This window comes from Micromonospora sp. NPDC020750, from assembly GCF_044334565.1.
Lineage (GTDB): Bacteria > Actinomycetota > Actinomycetes > Mycobacteriales > Micromonosporaceae > Micromonospora.
Window position 1 is genome coordinate 266,622 of sequence record NZ_JBIRTH010000003.1, and the last position, 16,461, is coordinate 283,082.

At 72.7% G+C, this 16,461-nt stretch carries 15 protein-coding genes; 5 read left to right on the plus strand and 10 right to left on the minus strand.

Annotated features, from left to right (window positions below; all coding sequences use genetic code 11):
* Positions 1 to 6 precede the first annotated feature (6 nt).
* From ACH4T9_RS11410 to ACH4T9_RS11420, 3 genes are all read right to left on the minus strand, one after another.
* Positions 7 to 1,413 (minus strand): class II 3-deoxy-7-phosphoheptulonate synthase, encoded by a 1,407-nt coding sequence (locus ACH4T9_RS11410; protein WP_396670971.1) that lies wholly within the window; start codon positions 1,411 to 1,413, stop codon positions 7 to 9.
* Between the two features lie 102 nt (positions 1,414 to 1,515).
* Positions 1,516 to 2,001 (minus strand): hypothetical protein, encoded by a 486-nt coding sequence (locus tag ACH4T9_RS11415; protein ID WP_396670972.1) that lies wholly within the window; start codon positions 1,999 to 2,001, stop codon positions 1,516 to 1,518.
* A 244-nt stretch (positions 2,002 to 2,245) separates the two neighbouring features.
* Positions 2,246 to 3,883: a glycosyl hydrolase family 18 protein gene (locus ACH4T9_RS11420; protein ID WP_396670973.1), complete on the minus strand. Its 1,638-nt coding sequence runs from the start codon at positions 3,881 to 3,883 to the stop codon at positions 2,246 to 2,248.
* A gap of 148 nt (positions 3,884 to 4,031) precedes the next feature.
* Between ACH4T9_RS11420 and ACH4T9_RS11425 the strand changes: the two genes are divergently transcribed.
* A complete protein-coding gene (locus ACH4T9_RS11425; RefSeq protein WP_396670974.1) occupies positions 4,032 to 4,520 on the plus strand; it encodes a glutathione peroxidase in 489 nt (162 codons plus the stop codon).
* A gap of 97 nt (positions 4,521 to 4,617) precedes the next feature.
* Here ACH4T9_RS11425 and ACH4T9_RS11430 read toward each other — a convergent pair whose 3' ends face one another.
* Positions 4,618 to 5,391, minus strand: coding sequence for an SGNH/GDSL hydrolase family protein (locus ACH4T9_RS11430; RefSeq protein WP_396670975.1), 774 nt, complete (start codon positions 5,389 to 5,391; stop codon positions 4,618 to 4,620).
* A 337-nt stretch (positions 5,392 to 5,728) separates the two neighbouring features.
* Here ACH4T9_RS11430 and ACH4T9_RS11435 point away from each other — a divergent pair, with 337 nt between their 5' ends.
* A complete protein-coding gene (locus tag ACH4T9_RS11435) occupies positions 5,729 to 6,562 on the plus strand; it encodes an exonuclease domain-containing protein (protein ID WP_396670976.1) in 834 nt (277 codons plus the stop codon).
* A 24-nt stretch (positions 6,563 to 6,586) separates the two neighbouring features.
* Here the strand turns inward: ACH4T9_RS11435 and ACH4T9_RS11440 are convergent, their stop codons facing one another.
* Entirely contained in the window at positions 6,587 to 7,030 is a 444-nt protein-coding gene (locus tag ACH4T9_RS11440) for a hypothetical protein (protein ID WP_396670977.1), read from the minus strand.
* Here ACH4T9_RS11440 and ACH4T9_RS11445 point away from each other — a divergent pair.
* Positions 6,997 to 7,683 (plus strand): pyridoxal-phosphate dependent enzyme, encoded by a 687-nt coding sequence (locus ACH4T9_RS11445; protein ID WP_396670978.1) that lies wholly within the window; start codon positions 6,997 to 6,999, stop codon positions 7,681 to 7,683. The two genes, ACH4T9_RS11440 and ACH4T9_RS11445, sit on opposite strands and share 34 nt — an antisense overlap.
* 52 nt (positions 7,684 to 7,735) lie before the next feature.
* Here ACH4T9_RS11445 and ACH4T9_RS11450 read toward each other — a convergent pair whose 3' ends face one another.
* The 5 genes from ACH4T9_RS11450 to ACH4T9_RS11470 form a co-directional block, all read right to left on the minus strand.
* Positions 7,736 to 8,086, minus strand: coding sequence for a DUF2203 domain-containing protein (locus ACH4T9_RS11450; RefSeq protein WP_396670979.1), 351 nt, complete (start codon positions 8,084 to 8,086; stop codon positions 7,736 to 7,738).
* Positions 8,087 to 8,185: 99 nt separating this feature from the next.
* Positions 8,186 to 9,004: a pyrroline-5-carboxylate reductase gene (gene proC, locus ACH4T9_RS11455; protein WP_396670980.1), complete on the minus strand. Its 819-nt coding sequence runs from the start codon at positions 9,002 to 9,004 to the stop codon at positions 8,186 to 8,188.
* Positions 9,005 to 9,187: 183 nt separating this feature from the next.
* Complete coding sequence (locus ACH4T9_RS11460; protein ID WP_350882946.1) at positions 9,188 to 10,216, minus strand: 6-phosphofructokinase; 1,029 nt, start codon at positions 10,214 to 10,216, stop codon at positions 9,188 to 9,190.
* A gap of 166 nt (positions 10,217 to 10,382) precedes the next feature.
* Positions 10,383 to 10,886, minus strand: a complete 504-nt coding sequence (locus tag ACH4T9_RS11465) for a pyridoxamine 5'-phosphate oxidase family protein (protein WP_396670981.1) — start codon at positions 10,884 to 10,886, stop codon at positions 10,383 to 10,385.
* Positions 10,887 to 10,964: 78 nt separating this feature from the next.
* A complete protein-coding gene (locus ACH4T9_RS11470; RefSeq protein WP_350882944.1) occupies positions 10,965 to 11,462 on the minus strand; it encodes a polyadenylate-specific 3'-exoribonuclease AS in 498 nt (165 codons plus the stop codon).
* 236 nt (positions 11,463 to 11,698) lie between these two features.
* On the opposite strand from ACH4T9_RS11470, the gene ACH4T9_RS11475 reads away from it, so the two are divergent.
* Together ACH4T9_RS11475 and ACH4T9_RS11480 are read left to right on the plus strand one after the other, a co-directional pair.
* The gene (locus ACH4T9_RS11475; RefSeq protein ID WP_161690328.1) at positions 11,699 to 12,391 is read left to right on the plus strand and encodes a Crp/Fnr family transcriptional regulator; all 693 of its coding nucleotides are present in this window, start codon (positions 11,699 to 11,701) and stop codon (positions 12,389 to 12,391) included.
* Between the two features lie 449 nt (positions 12,392 to 12,840).
* Positions 12,841 to 16,404, plus strand: coding sequence for an ATP-binding protein (locus tag ACH4T9_RS11480; protein ID WP_396670982.1), 3,564 nt, complete (start codon positions 12,841 to 12,843; stop codon positions 16,402 to 16,404).
* The last annotated feature ends 57 nt before the right edge of the window (positions 16,405 to 16,461 follow it).

Here is a 16,461-nt window from a genome sequence, read left to right on the forward strand (position 1 = left end):
CTCGCGTCAGCCACGGAGCATCTCCGCCACCAGGAACGCCAGCTCCAGCGACTGCTGGGTGTTCAGCCGTGGGTCGCAGGCGGTCTCGTACCGGTCCGGCAGGTCGAGGTCCTCGATGCCCTGGGCGCCGCCGAGGCACTCGGTGACGTTTTCACCGGTCAGCTCGACGTGCAGGCCACCCGGGTGGGTCCCCAGGCCCCGGTGCACCTCGAAGTAGCCGAGAACCTCGTCGACGATCCGGTCGAAGTGCCGGGTCTTGTAGCCGTTGGAGGACTCGTGGGTGTTGCCGTGCATCGGGTCGCACTGCCAGACGACCTTCGCGCCGGCGGCGGTGACCTTCGCCACGATCGGCGGCAGGGCGTCGCGGACCTTGTGGTTGCCCATCCGGCTGATCAGGGTCAGCCGGCCGGGGATGTTGTCCGGGTTGAGCTTCTCGCAGAGCTCGATCGCCTCGTCCGGGGTGGTGGTCGGGCCGAGCTTCACGCCGATCGGGTTGGCGATGCGGGAGATGTAGTCGATGTGCGCGCCGTCGATCTGCCGGGTCCGCTCGCCGATCCAGAGGAAGTGCCCGGACAGGCCGTACCCCCGGTTGCCGGAGACCCGGGTGAGCGCCCGGTCGTACTCAAGCGCGAGGGCCTCGTGGGAGCAGTAGAGGGTGACGGTGCGCAGCGCGTCGTCCTCGGTCATCCCGCAGGCGCTGATGAAGGCGAGCGCCCGGTCGATCTCCCGGGCGATCGCCTCGTAGCGCTCGCCGGCCGGGGAGCTCTTGACGAAGCCCTTGTTCCAGTCGTGCACCGCGTGCAGGTCGGCCAGCCCGCCCGCCAGGTACGCCCGGAGCATGTTCATCGCGGCGGCCGAGTTCGCGTACGCCCGGATCATGCGCTGCGGGTCGGCGACGCGCGCCTCCGGCGTGGCCTCCAGCGAGTTGATCAGGTCGCCGCGGTAGGCGGGCAGCCCTCGGGCGTCGGTCGGCAGCGACCGGGGCTTGGTGTACTGCCCGGCGACCCGGGCGACCTTGATCACCGGCAGCGACGCGCCGTAGGTCAGCACGATCGCCATCTGGAGCAGGGTGCGGGCGTTGGCGAGCAGGTGATGCTCGGTGTTGTCGACGAAGGTCTCCGCGCAGTCGCCGCCCTGGAGCAGGAACGCCTTGCCCTCGCAGACCAGCGCGAGGCGGTTCCGGAGTTGGTCTACCTCGTAGGGCGCGACGACCGACGGCACGGTGTCGAGCACCTTGCAGACCTCGGCGACCGCGGCCGGGTCCGGCCACGGCGGGATCTGTGCCCGGGGCAGGTCCCGCCAGCGGTCCAGGCCGAGGGCTGCGTCCTCGGCGGAGTCGACGGTCGGACGGCTGGTCTGCAGGCCGGGGCTGCCCACCGCGGGATGGCTCAGCTGATGCCACTCATGGCGCATGGGGAAAGCGTACGGCGGCCCCCGGAGGGACCGGGCGTCGAGGGGGACGGTTCCGGAGGTTGGGAGTTCCGGAACGCCACAGCCCGGCGTGGCGGGAGGATGTCAGGGGGTAACCGTCGGCCCCGGGGTGTGCCCGCCCGGCGCTTCCCCCGCGACGCACCAGTCGGCGCCGCTGCGGGTGACGGTGAACAGCAGCGGCCGGTTGGCCGCGCGGGCCCCGACGGTGACGGTGACCGACGTGCTGACCTCCTGCCCGGCCGCACCGGGGCGGACGTCGGTGATGGCCGCCTCCGTCACGGTGAAGTGGTCGGCGAAGTCGCCGTTCGGGCCGGTGGCGGCGGAGTCGAAGCCACCCTGGGCGGGGGCGCAGAGCTGGCTGCGCCCAGCCGCGGCGTCCTTGGCGATCATCGCGTCGAGGTACGCCTGCACCCGCTCGCGGGCCTTGGTGGCCGCCTCCTCTGCGGGCGCCCGCCCGGGCTGCTCCGCCGCCGCCTTCTCGTCGTCGTCGCCGAGCCCGCAGCCGAACAGGGCGAACGGCAGGAGCGCGAGCGCCGCGACGAGCGCCGACCTGGAGTGAGTCACAGCCATCCGTCCCTCCCCTGGACCCGGCACGGGCAGGTGCCGATGCGCGAGTCTGACACATCGCCCCGGCCCCGCCGAGCATCCGGTGCGCCACGCGGGCGCCACGACGGGGCAGGCGGGGCGGGTGTGGCGAGGTGTCGACGGGACGGGCGTCACCGGGGCGTCGGCGGGGTGCCGGCGGCACGAGCGGGCGGGGAGGGACCGGTGTCCGGTCCCTCCCCGCCGTGTGGGTGTTGCGTCGGCCCTCGGCTCAGCCGAGGCCGCCCTTGATGGCGCCGATCAGCTCACCGTTGCTCGTGTCGCCGGAAAGCTCCCAGAAGAACGCGCCACCGAGGCCCTGGTTCTTCGCGTACGTCATCTTGCCGCCGATGGTCGACGGGGTGTCGTAGCTCCACCAGTTGCTGCCGCACTTGGCGTACGCGGTGCCGGCGATGGTGCCGGTGGCCGGGCAGGTGTTCTTGAGGACCTTGTAGTCCTCGATGCCGGCCTCGTACGTGCCGGGGGCCGCGCCGGTGGCGGTGCCGCCCGGGGCGGCCTGGGTGACCCCGGTCCAGCCTCGGCCGTAGAAGCCGATGCCGAGCAGCAGCTTGTCGGACGGAATGCCCTTGCTCTTGAGCTTCTGGATCGCCGCGTCGCTCCAGAAGCCCTGCTGCGGGATGCCCGCGTACGAGGTGAGCGGCGAGTGCGGGGCGGTGGGGCCCTGCGCCGCCCAGGCGCCGAAGAAGTCGTACGTCATCGGCATGATCCAGTTGAGGTTCGCCGCCGCGCCGGCGTAGTCGGTGGCGTCGATCTTGCCGCCGTCGCTGCCGTCGGCGGTGATGGCCGCGGTGACCAGCGCCGAGGAGCCGAACTTGGTCCGCAGCGCGCCGACCACGTTCTTGAAGGCGTTGGGGCCGCTGGTGTCACAGGTGAGGCCGCAGGCGTTCGGGTACTCCCAGTCGACGTCGATGCCGTCGAAGACGTCCGCCCAGCGCGGGTCCTCGACCATGTTGTAGCAGCTCTCGGCGAACGCGGCCGGGTTCTGCGCGGCCTGGGTGAAGCCGCCCGACCAGGTCCACCCGCCGACGGAGTAGATGACCTTGAGGTGCGGATACATCTTCTTCAGCTTGCGGAGCTGGTTGAAGCTGCCGCGCAGCGGCTGGTCCCAGGTGTCGGCGACGCCGTCGACGCTGTCCGCGGCGGTGTACGCCTTGTCGTAGTCGGCGTAGCTGTCGCCGATGCTGCAACGGCCGCCGGCGGTGTTGCCGAAGGCGTACAGGATGTGGGTCAGCTTCGCGGCGGACCCGCTGGTGTGGATGTTCTTGACGTGGTAGTTGCGGCCGTAGACGCCCCACTCGGCGAAGTAGCCGACGACCTTCTTGCCGCCCGGCGGGGGCGTGGTCGGCGGCGGGGTGGTCGGCGGCGGGGTCGTGGGGGGCGGGGTCGTGGGGGGCGGGGTGGTCGGCGGGGGCGTCGTCGGCGGCGGGGCGCTGGTGGTCGGGGTGACGCCCCCGGCGCACGGCGCGCCGTTGATGGTGCAGTTCAACGGCGCCTTGTACGCCCCGACTCCGTTGTAGCCCCAGCTGAAGCTCGCCCCGGGGGCGATCGGGCCGCCCCAGCTCTTCTTCACCGCCACGTAGTGGTTGCCGCTGCTGGTGACGTCGGCGTCCCAGGAACTGCTGATGGTGGTGCCGGCCGGCAGGTCGAACTCGATGCGCCAGGTGCTGATGCTGGCGGCGGAGCCGTTGGCGACGGTCACCCGGGCTTCGTGACCGGTCCCCCAGTCCTGCGCCTTGGCGAACGTGGCGGTCACACTTCCGGCGCCGAACGCCGAGGTCATCGGGACCGCTGCGGCGGTCACCGCGACCAGGGCGCCGGCCCAGAGTGCCCGGCGGAACGATCTCTTCATGTGGCGTCTCCCCAAACAGTTAGGAAACTTTCCTAAAGGATGGTGAGACGCTACTCACGACGTCATCACTTCGTCAAGATGTACATGCGTCGATCCACGAGAAACCGGGGTCCGGCCAGCCGTCGCGGCCGGTCGGTAGCCTCGGCGGATGACCGTTTTCGACACTCAGATCGACGCGCTGACCGGTGGCCCGGCGGAACTCGACCGCCACCGGGGCCGGGCCCTGCTGGTGGTGAACGTGGCGTCCCGCTGCGGCCTCACCCCGCAGTACGCCGGGCTCCAGGCCCTGCACGAGACCTATGCCGACCGGGGCCTGGTGGTGCTCGGCGTGCCGTGCAACCAGTTCGCCGGCCAGGAGCCGGGCACCGCCCCCGAGATCGGCGAGTTCTGCCAGGTCAACTACGGGGTGACCTTTCCGCTCACGGAGAAGGTGGACGTCAACGGCCCGGCCCGGCACCCGCTGTACGCGGAGCTGGTGACCACGCCGGACGCCGACGGGCACGCCGGAGACGTGCGGTGGAACTTCGAGAAGTTCCTGGTGGCGCCGGACGGCACGGTGGCCGCCCGGTTCGCCCCGACCGTCGCGCCGGACTCCCCCGAGCTGCGCGCGGCGATCGAGGAGATCCTGCCGGCCTAGCCCGCCGGGCCCACCTACCCGAAATTGATCGAGGCCGCGCGCCCACCCGTCGGGGTGGGGGCGCGGCCTCGGAGGTCACCGGCCGGGGCCGGCCCGGTCAGCCCGCGGCAGAGCGGAACACCGGGTAGTAGCCGCCGGACTGGCCGGCCGCCGTCGGGTGGTACGAGACGCCGATGTTGAGGAAGTTCAGGGCGTGCATCCACTTGTCGCCGTAGCTGCACAGCTGGTGGCCGACGAAGGCCGACCGCACGTCGGCGAACTTGAACCCGGCCGAGGTGGCGGCGGCGCGGATGATGTCGTCGACCAGGTTGATGCCCGCGTTGAGCCTCGTCCGGGAGGTCGTGGTGAGCCCGACGCAGGGCGTGCCGAGCTGGTAGAAGACCGGGTAGCCGACGACCACCACCCGGGCCGAGGGCGCCTTGGCCTTGATTCCGTTGTAGACGTTCGCCAGCTTGCCGGGCAGCTCCGTGCGCGCCTTCACCTCGGCGGCGGCCACGGCGGCCACGCACTGGCTCTCGCCCTGGAGCACGCAGGTCTGCATGATGGTGGAGAAGCCGACGTCGTTGCCGCCGATGGTGACGCTGACCAGCGTGGTGCTCGACGACAGCGCCGAGATCTGCTTGTTGATCACGTCCGACGTGATCGCCCCGGAACAGGCCACCGACTTGTACGAGGCGGGCTTGATCTTGGTGTTGTACAGCGCGGAGTACGCGTTTGTGCTGCGCTTACAGGCACCGCTCTCGGCGGTGTAGTTGTCGGCGCCGACGCCGGAGGCGTACGAGTCACCGAGGGCGACGTAGTGGTCGCTGGCGGACGCCTGGGCGGGAACGGCCAGCGTGAGCGTGGCACCGAGGGACGCCGCAACACTCACGGCGAGGGTAATGAAGCGGGATCTCCGCACGTAGCACTCCTGGGGGTGGGAAGTCGTGGTGAGAGATAGGTATCACTGAATGCCGGCTCGATGGAAGATCACCGATTGCCTACAGGGGTGGATAGGGGTGCTTCAGTCCGCAACCGTCCAGAGTGGCGGAAGGCGGTAACCCACCGAGACGGTCGCTTCCCCGAGCCGGACGACGAGCCCACCACCACCACCAGCGAACGGAGCGGCACTCGGGCCGATCGTCGGCGATCCCGGGCGGACGTCCGCCCGGCACATACTCGAAGATCATCTCCAGACTCACAAGCAACTCCCACAGGAGATCTCCGAGATGATCAACAAGTACGCCGGGCGCTGCGGCACGTGCAGCGCACCGGTGGAGGCCGGCGCCGGTCAGGCCGCCAACGTCGATGGGCGCTGGAGCTCGTACCACCACGGGTGCGTCCCGGTCCGGGTCGCGCCGCCGGTCGGCCGGCACGCCGGGTGGCACGACCTGCCGGTGGTGGGCTTCGACCTCGAGGGCACGCTGCCCGAGCCGACGGAGACCCGGATCGTCTCCGCAGCCCTGGTCCACTCGGACGGGACGACGCAGGAGTGGCTCATCGACCCGGGTGTGCCGATCCCCGCCGACGCGACGGCCCGGCACGGCATCACCGACGAGATGGTCCGCGGCGGCGGCCAGCCCGCCCGGGAGGCGCTGGCGGACCTGGGCACGGCGGTCGCCAAGCTGATCGCCGACGGAATCCCGCTGGTGGCCTTCTGCGCCCCGTACGACGTCACGGCCCTGCACACGGAACTGGCCCGGCACGGCCTGCCCGCCATCGACTGGGACCGGGCCGTCATCATCGACCCGTCGGTGCTGCACAAGGAGGTCGAGCCCCGCTGGTACGGCAGCAAGCAGTTGGGCGATCTGTGCCGGTACTACGAGGTCACGCTGGAGACCGCCCACGAGGCGGCCAGCGACGCGCGGGCGGCGGCCGACATGGCCCGGTCGATCGCGGCCCGGCACGGGCGCATCGCCCGGATGCGGCCGGACCTGCTGCACCAGGCACAGATCGGCTGGTACGCCGAGCAGTCCCGGGACCTCCAGAGCTACTTCGACCGGCAGGGCCGGGACGAGAGGGTCAGCACGCAGTGGCCCCTGGAGACGAAGCCACGCGACTGACGGCGGACCGGCTGCGGGCAGCCGTCAACAGACGTACACCTCCTGCCCGGGATCGTGGTGATCGAGGGCCAGGGTGAGGGCGTCGCCCCGCTCGGCCGGCTCGGCGAAGACGTCGTGCGAGAACGCCGGCACGATGGTCAGCCAGCCGTGGGCGCACTGGAGCTTGTCCAGGCTGATCGCGTCGTACAGGTCGGCGAAGGTGCGGGCACCCACAACGAGGGTGACCCGGCGGCCGTCCGGAGCGGCGGCGACCTGCTCGACGAGGGCGCGCAGCGGCGCGAGGCCAGTGCCCCGGCGACCAAGAGCAGGTCCCGGCGGGGTCGCGGGTGGAGGGTCAGCCCGACCTCGGCGGGCGGGCCGAGCCAGAGCGGCTCGCCGGGGCGTACCTCGTGCACCAGGGCGCGGGAGACGGCGCCTGCGGCGACGGCTCGGACGTGCAGCTCGACGGTTCCGGGCCCGGCCGAGCACCGTCAGCAGGGCCGCCCGCCCCGCCGGGTCGTCGCCGCCGTCGACCAGCCGGGCGAGGCTCGCGAACAGCAACGGCCCGTCCCGCCCTTGCGGGCCACCGCCCGTCGCCGCCCGGAAATGGCGGGCCGCCGCGTCGGCGTACCGGAAGGTGGCCGCCCACGACGCGGCCTCGGTGGCGGCCGGGAGATCGTGGCCGACGGCCCGCCGCCGGAGTTGGTCCTGGTGCCGATAGGCGGCGGGGGCTGATCAGCGGGGCGGCTGCGGCGGTACGGACGGCGGCCCCCACGGCGCGGATCGTCGGGGTGGAGCCCGTCACCGCCAACGCGATCGGCCACGCCCTGCGCACCGGGAACGCGGCCCTGCCGGAGCGGCCGAGGTCGATGGCGGACGGGCTGGCGGCGCCGTTCGCCGGTCGGCACACCCTGGCCCACGTCCGGGCCCTGGTGGACGACGTGGTCGAGGTTTCCGAGGACGAGATCCGGGACACCTGGTGGGAGCTGCTGGACGCCACGAAGCTGCTGGTCGAGCCCGCCGCCGCGGTAACCCTCGCGGCGCTGCGGACCGGCCTGGTCTCCGCCGCCCCGGGCACCCGCACGGTGCTGGTGCTCAGCGGCGGCAACGTCTCCCCCGCCACCTTGTCCACCCTCGCCTGACAGCCCGGCCTGTGCCGGCCGGGCGGCGGGTCGCAGGCTGGTGGATGCCCCTTCAGACGGGGCGGCGGCCGGCGAAGCCGCACTCGACGCGGTGGTACCAGCGCACGTCGGAGTCGCCCTCCAGCCAGCACCACAGCACCGGGCGGCCGGCCCGCTCGCCGGGGAAGTCCAGCAGCACCGGGGCGATGCCCTTGACCTGGATGTCGTGCTCGTGCAGCTCGTCCACGATCCCGTGCAGCCGGGCCTCCAGGCCCTTGACCTCGGCCAGGCCGCCGAGCGGGCTCAGCCCGCCGTCGGCGAGGTCGACCCGCAGCTCGGCCAGGTCGGCCCGGAGCCGGATCAGCTCGTCGACGCGTGGGTGCAGGGTGGCAGCCAGGTGCCGCGCCTGGGCGAGTGTGAACACCGCGACAGTATGGGGCATTCCTGCGGACGGCATGTCCCGCCGGCCCGTCCGAGAGGCGGCGACCGGCGCTGCGGTGGGACGGTGACCGGTGCCGGGCCGCTACTCGGACTGGGCGGCCAGTTCCCGGGCGCGGTCGCGGGCCGCCTCCAGCGCGGCGAGCATGGCCGCGCGGACGCCGTGGTTCTCCAGCTCCCGGATGGCGGAGATGGTGGTGCCGGCGGGCGAGGTGACCGCCTCGCGCAGCTTCACCGGGTGCTCGCCGGAGTCGCGCAGCATCACCGCCGAGCCGATCGCGGTCTGCACGATCAGCTCGTGGGCGACCTGTCGGGGCAGGCCGAGCAGGATGCCGGCGTCGATCATCGCCTCGACCAGCAGGTAGAAGTACGCCGGCCCGGAGCCGGACAGGGCGGTCACGGCGTCCTGCTGGGACTCGGGGACCCGGACGGTCGCGCCCAGCGGGGAGAACATCTCCTCGGCCAGGGCCAGGTGCTCGCCGGTGGCGTGCGCGCCGGCCGAGATCGCGCTCATCGCCTCGTCGACCAGGGCGGGGGTGTTGGTCATGACCCGGACCACCGGGGTGCCCTCGGGCAGCCGCCGGCTGAAGAAGGTGGTGGGCAGGCCGGCGCAGAGCGAGATGACCAGCTTGTCGGCCGGCACCTTCGGCCCGATCTCGTCGAGCAGGGCGGAGGCGTCCTGCGGCTTCACGGAGACGGCCAGCACCGCCGCCTCGTCCACCGCGGTCAGGTTGTCGACCACCCGGACGCCGTAGCGGGCGGTCAGCTCCTCGGCCCGGCTCGGCCGCCGGGCGGTGGCGAGCAGCCGCTCCACCGGCCACCCGGAGCGCAGCAGACCGGAGAGCATCAGCTCGCCGATCTTGCCGGCCCCGATCACCGCCACGGTGTGTTTCCCCGCCGCCATGGCCGTACCCCCTCAGTCGCCCGCCTCGCGTCGCTCCAGGGTGTCGTCGCCCGGTCGGACGCCCGACCCGGAGGCCGCGGCCCGCGCGACGGCCGCCGCGGACGCCCTGGACCGGCCGCGGCGGAAGCCCGGCGGCGCGTGCGGCGTCCCCCGCCCGGGGGTGCCGCACGCGCCGCGTGGGCGTCAGCTGCCGAAGAAGACCTCGGCCTCTTCGTACCGCTCCAGCGGCACGGTCTTCAGCTCGCGGGTGGCCTCGGCCAGCGGCACCCGGACGATGTCCGTGCTCTGCATCGCGACCATCTTGCCCCAGTCGCCCTCGTGCACCGCATCGATGGCCTGGAGGCCGAGCCGGGTGGCGAGCACCCGGTCGAACGCGGTCGGGGTGCCACCGCGCTGGATGTGGCCCAGCACGACGGTCCGCGCCTCCTTGCCGGTCTTGGCCTCCAACTGCTCGGCGAGCCACTGGCCGATGCCGCCGAGGCGGACGTGGCCGAACGAGTCGAGCTCCTGGTTGTGCAGCACCATCTGGCCGTCCAGCGGCTGGGCGCCCTCGGCGACCACGACGATCGGGGCGTACTGGTGCTGGAAGCGCTTCTCGACGTACCCGGCGACCTGCTCGACGTCGAACTGCCGCTCGGGCAGCAGGATGACGTTGGCGCCGCCGGCCAGGCCGGCGTGCAGGGCGATCCAGCCGGCGTGCCGGCCCATCACCTCGACGACCAGGGTGCGGTGGTGGCTCTCCGCCGTGGTGTGCAGCCGGTCGATCGCCTCCATGGCGATGTTGACGGCGGTGTCGAAGCCGAAGGTGTAGTCGGTGGCACCGAGGTCGTTGTCGATCGTCTTCGGCACGCCGACCACGTTGACGCCCAGCTCGTACAGCTTGGTGGCGACACCGAGGGTGTCCTCGCCGCCGATCGCGATCAGCGCGTCCACGCCCTGGGCGGCAAGGTTGTCCTTGATCCGCTCGACCCCGTTCTCGATCTTGAACGGGTTGGTGCGGGACGAGCCGAGGATGGTGCCGCCGCGCGGCAGGATGCCCCGCACCTCGGCGATGCCCAGGGGCTTGGACAGGCCCTCAAGCGGACCCTTCCAGCCGTCCTGGAAGCCCACGAACTCGTGACCGTAGTTGGCGACGCCCTTGCGGACCACCGCCCGGATTACCGCGTTGAGACCCGGGCAGTCGCCGCCGCCGGTGAGCACGCCAATACGCATGATCTGCTCAATCCTCCTGGAGCATCAGGTAAAGCCCGATTTGCCCCAGGATATGTGTCAGATCAGACCATCGGCGCCATTGCCGGCCCGGGGCGGGCCGTCAGTGCGAACTGTAGCCGTCGTAGCTGCGCGTCGACCGCGCGCCCCGGGCAGGCCCGCCCACCGCTCAGAAGATCACCTCCCGGTTCTCCCCCGCCCTCGGCTGCTTCCCGACGACCGCTGGCCTGGCGAAGCCGAGCAGGTTGACCACGGTGCCGCTCGGCGAGCCCCAGTACTCCGCGGAGCTGGCGTGCACCTTGATCAGCGTCAGCCCGGGGGTGTCCAGGCCGTCCGGGAACCAGGTCTTCAGCAACGGGTTCCACAACTGCTCGGCGCGGGCCCGGTCGTACCCCTCCTGCGCGGTGCCGGACAGCGACACCCAGGCGTTGTTCCGCTGGTCGGAGAAGCCCACGTTGACCTCCGGGTTCACCCGGAGCTGGCGGACCTTCGCCGAGTCGACGTGGGCGAAGAACCACAGGTCGCCGTCGAACTCCGCCGCCTGGAGCCCCATCGGCCGGCTGACCAGCCGCCCGTCCAGGCCGATGGTGGTCAGCATGCAGATCCGCGCCTCGCGGATCAGCTCGGTGACCCGGTGCCGGGCGTCGGCGGCACTTGTCGGCTCACTGCTCATGGCGGTACCCCCTCGATCGACCGGATGTCGACGCGGTGCCCGGGACAGACCCCACCAAACCTGAAGGAGCCGACGAGGTCAGCGGGCGGTCATCGCGCGCCAGCGGGCGAGGTTGTGCCGGGCGTCGACCAGCGCGTCGTGCCGGGCGGCGTCGGCGTTCGGCAGCGGCGGGCGCCCCCGGTCGTCCCAGAGTTGCCGCAGGTCCTTGGTGAACCGGGGGATCTCCCGGGGCAGCGCCGGCATCGCACCCCAGAGCTGGGCCAGCACCACGTGGTCGTACGCGGCGTACCAGGCCCACAGCTCCAGTTGCTCGCCCGGCCGGTCCCGGACCGGCTCGACCAGGAACTCGTGGAGGTCGTCGCGGATCCGCTCCCGTGACCGCCAGGCCCGGTCGGCCGGCGAGGGGAGCTTGTCCAGCACGTTGCGGCGCACCCAGGGCACGGCCCGGGAGTCATCGAACTCGGTGGAGACGGCGTAGAACTCGCGCCCGTTCTCGTCGACGACGCCGATCGACACCAGGTCGACGGTGCGCCCGTCCTCGATGAACTCGCAGTCGTAGAAGTAGCGGTAGACCATCGTGCCCATCCTGGCCCACCCGCGTCACCCGCCGTCGGCCGGGGCCCGCCCCGCCGCCCTCCGTCGCAGCTCGGGAGTGTCACGGAAGTGTTTCCAGGGGTGTACAGCAAGCGACTGGACCGTCATGATCTGATGTGTACCGCTACCGGACGCCGAACCGGTTCAGAACCTCGTACCGGGGCTGTCAGGTTCACCCGGCTGCGAGTTGTGGTCCTTGACCGGGGAGGGGTTGGGCCGTGGAGATGCGCCTGCCGGAGCCGGGTGACGCCCTCACCGGCGTCGACATGTTCGCCGGCCTCGAACCGGAGGTGCGCCAGCGGGTGATCGCGGCGGCGGTGCCGCGAACGTATCGCAAGGGCCAACTGCTCTTCGTCGAGAACGACCCGGGCGAGTCGCTGATCGTGCTGCGCCGGGGCGCGGTGGCAGTGTTCCGCACCGCGCCGACCGGCGAACGGGCCGTGCTGTCGGTGATCCGCCCCCCGGACGTGCTCGGCGAGGTCTCCCTGCTCGACGCGTCCACCCGCTCGGCGTCGGCCGAGGCGATCGAGGACTCCGCGGCGCTCGCGCTGTCCCGCCCCGCCTTCATGGAGCTGGTGCACTCCAACCCGCGCATCCTCGACGCGGTGATGCGCTCGCTCGGCGGACTCATCCGCCGGCTGACCGAGCAGAACGCCGACCACGTCTTCCTGGACCTGCCCGGTCGGGTCGCCAAGACGCTGGTCCGGCTGGCCGGCGAGAGCCAGGCCCCGATGATCACGATCGAGCTCAACCAGAGTCAGCTCGCGGAGATGGCCGGCGGTTCCCGGCAGAGCGTCAACCAGGCGATCGGCTCGTTCGCCAGCCGTGGCTGGCTGCGTACCGAGGGCCGGCGGATCGTGGTCACCGACGTGGGGGCGCTGCGCCGCCGGGCCGGCATGAACGACCGCTGAGCCACCCCGGCCCGGCGGCCCCTGACGACGGAAAGGGCCGGCGGGCGAGGCCCGCCGGCCCTTTCACCGGTTATTGACGTATCCCGTTATTCAGTTGCCCGGCTCGTCCGCGGGCGGTGCACCCGGGCCGGGACCGATCTCTGTCGGATCGGTCGGCTTGGGCGTCGGCGGGGGCGTCGACGTGGTGTTCGTGGTGTTCTCGGGACCAGTACCCTGGCCGTCCGGTGCTTCAACCATGCCTTGCTCCTCCAGTGAGGCGAGAGTGACGGCGTCGACCTCGACCGTGTCGCCCGGGGCCCACACGGTCCCGCGCGAATCCATCCACGGGGCGGACAGTCGTACGTGCACGGCACTCTCCTGACGGGGTATCTCCTGAGTGGAAGGTTAGTCTGGCCCGATCAGCCGCACAGTCCGTCCACATATCGGGTAGCCGACTCAGTGGCGGGGGCGTGATACTGGGGTCACCTCGCGCTACGGAGCCGACCATCGACCTGAAGTGTGGACACTGCTCACGCGAAGCCGGTCCCGACGACCGCTTCTGCGGCGGGTGCGGGCAGGCATTGAGCCGGAGCTGCGCCCGCTGCGGGCACGCCAACGGCGCCGAGGCCAACTTCTGCACGAGCTGCGGCCAGCCGCTGCACGACCGGCCGGTGGCGGCCCAGGAGGACCGCCGCCAGGTCAGCGTCCTGTTCATCGACATCGTCGACTTCACGACGTACGCCGAGCGGGCCGACCCGGAACAGGCCCGCAGCCTCCAGCAGCGCTACTTCGCCACCGTGCGCCAACTGGTGCACCAGTACGGCGGGGTGGTCGAGAAGTACATCGGCGACGCGGTGATGGCGCTGTTCGGGGCGCCGGTGGCCACCGACAACGACGCACTGCGCTGCGTACGCGCGGGGCTGGAGCTGCAACGGAACCTGGCCCGCCAGCCCGTCGGCCCGCACCCGCCGCTCGGGTTCCGGGTCGGCATCGCCACCGGCGAGGCGCTGGTCGACCTCTCCGCGGCCCGCGACGGCGGGCAGGGCTTCGTCACCGGGGACGTGGTGAACACGGCCTCCCGGTTGCAGTCCCTCGCCCCCTCCGGCGGAGTGGTGGTGGACGAGAGCACCTGGACGGCCACCCGGCACGACATGGAGTACGCCGTCCAGCCCTCGGTGACGCTGCGTGGCCGCTCGGCGATCAGCCGGATCTGGCTGGCCGTCCGCGCGCTGCCCCAGCGGGACCTGAGCACCGCCGAGCTGACCCCGATGGTCAACCGGGAACACGAGCGCGGCCTGCTGGTCAACGCCCTGCACCGGACGATCACCGAGCGCACCTCGCAGTTGGTCACCGTCTTCGGCCCGGCAGGGGTGGGCAAGAGCCGACTGCTGCGCGAGTTGGCCCGGCACGCCGCCAGCCTGCCCGGGCCGCCGGTCACCTGGCTGGTCGGGCAGTGCCCGCCGTTCGGCGAGAACGTCACCTACGCCGCCCTCGCCGACATCGTCAAGGGGTGGGTCGGCGTGTCGGACGTCGACGACCCGACGGCCCTCGACGACCTGCTGCGGCGCCGCCTGGGCGGGCTGGCCGACCGGCACGGCGTCCGGCTGGCCGGTCAGCTCGGCCCGCTGATCGGCCTGCCCGGCGAGCGGCTCACCCCGGGCGAGACCGAGGCGTCCTGGCGGCGGTTCCTGCTCACCCTGGCCGCCGCCGGCCCGACGGTGCTGGTCTTCGAGGACATGCACTGGGCCGACCAGGCCATGCTCGCCTTCGTCGAGCAGCTCGGCGCGGCGGCACGCGGCGTGCCGCTGCTGGTGTTGGCCACCGCCCGGCCGGAGCTGCGGGAGCGCCACCCGGCCTGGACCGGGACGATCAGCGGGGCGATGTCGATCTCGGTGCCGCCGATGCACGACGCGGACATCGACACCCTCTACTCGCTGCTGCTCGGGCAGGCCGCGCTGCCGCCCGAGTCCCGGGGGCCACTGATCGAATTCGCCGACGGCAACCCGCTCTACGCCCAGGAGTACGCCCGGATGCTGCTCGACGGCGGGCTGCTCGACGCGACCCGGCCGGACGTCCGGCTCGACCCGGTCGGCTCCCCGGGTATGCCGCGCACCGTGCAGGCGGTCATCGCCAACCGGCTCGACCTGCTCGACCCGTCCGACCGGGCCGTGCTCCAGGCCGCCGCAGTGGTCGGCGTGCAGTTCTGGCCGGGGCCGGTGGCCACCGCGCTGAGCCGGCCGGTGGAGTGGGTCGAGCGGGCGCTGGACCGGCTGCAACGCCGCGACCTGGTGTACGAGCAGTCCACCTCGGCTATGCCCGGGCAGCCCGAGTACCGCTTCCGGCACATCCTGGTCCGGGACGTCTGCTACCAGCGGCTTCCCCGCGCCGAGCGGGTGCTGCGCCACCAGCGCACGGCCGACTGGCTGGAGCAGGTCACCGACGGCCGGCAGCACGACCTCGTCGAGGTGCTGGCCAACCACCGCTGGACGGCGCACGAGATCGCCCGCACAGTCGGCCTGGACACCGCCCCGTACGCCCCGGCGGCGCGGGCCGCCCTGCACCGCGCGGCCCGGCGGGCGAACGAGCTGCACGCGCTGGACACCGCCGCGACCCTGGTCGGGCGGGCGCTGGCCCTGGCCGGTGGGCCCGACCCGACGCTGGAGCTGTTCGACGCCGAGCTGGCGTTCTACCGCGACGGCGACGCGTTCCTGGTGGCCGAGGGCGCGGGCAAGCTGACCGAGCTGGCCGACCGGCTGGCCGAGGCCGGCGAGTGGACGGGGGCGGCCCGGGCCTGGACGCTGCTCGCCACGGCGGCGTGGAGCCGGGCCGACCGGTCGGAGACGCTGCGCTGCCTGGACCGGGCGCTGGGCATCTACGCCGACCTGCCGGACACCGAGGAGAAGGCGGGTGCCCTGCTGGAGCTGGCCCGGGTGCACATGCTCAACGCGGAGACCGACCCGGCCTGCGCGGCGGCCCGGACCGCCGCCGGGCTCGCCGAGCGCCTGCAACTGCGCGAGGTGAGCGCGAACGCCCGGATCACCCTCGCCGTGGCCCGCTACCTGTCCGGCGTCGGCGAGGCGTACGCCGAACTGGCCGAGATCACCGAGCACTGCCGGGTGGAGCGGCTGACCAGCCGCCGCCGGGCGGTGCACAACCTGGCCTGGGTGTTGCAGGAGGAGGGCGACCTGGCCGGGTCGGCCCGGCTCGTGGACGAGCAACACTCGCTGGACCTCGGCGGCGAGCACAGCCTCGCGACGAGCTTCGAGGACCAGTGGGCCCGGTCGTACTACGCCGGGGACTGGGGTTCGGCGGCAGCGCTGGTGGCCGAGTCGACCCGGCGGCCCACCGCCGAGTGGGACCTGCACATCGTCGCGGTCTCCGGCTGGCTGCGGGCGCTGCGCGACCACCCGGAGCAGGCCGCCAGCGGGCCGGGCGGGGCCAGCGGGGCCGAGGAGGGCGGCGAGGGCGGCCAGGTGGAGCGGGCGGTGCTGGCCGCCCGACGCTCGGGCTTCCACCGGGTGCTCCGCTCGACGCTGGCCCACGCCGCGCTCTGCCGGGCGGTGCAGGGACGCGACGCCGAGGCGCTGCGACTGCTCGCCGAGCTGGACGACGACTGGCGGCGGAGCCGGATGATCCCGTTCGCCGAGTGGGTTCCCGCGATCGGGCACGTCGCGGTGGTGCTCGGCGGGGACGCCGCCCGGCAGGTCCGGGAGCTGCTGGCCCGCTCGCCGCGGACGACCCCGTGGGCCCTGGCCGCCGGCCAGGAGGCAGAGGCCGCACTCGCCCGGGCGGCCGGGGACACCCCCGCCGCCGCCGGGCTGTTCCGGTCGGCGGCCGACCAGTACCGCCGGATGGGCGACGTCACCGACCACGCGCTCGCCCTCGCGCTCGCGCTGCCCACCCTCGGCGAGGTGGACCCGCCGGGCGCGGCCGAGGTGCTGGCCCAGGTGCGGGAGTTCGCCGCCCGCAACCACGCGCCGGGCCTGCTCCGCCTCGCCGGTGCTGGTACTGGTGCTTCGTCAGCCAACCCTTGAGCCCCTTACCGGTGAGGTACTCCGCTTTCGCGATGAATGTGACTTTTCGCTTGCCGA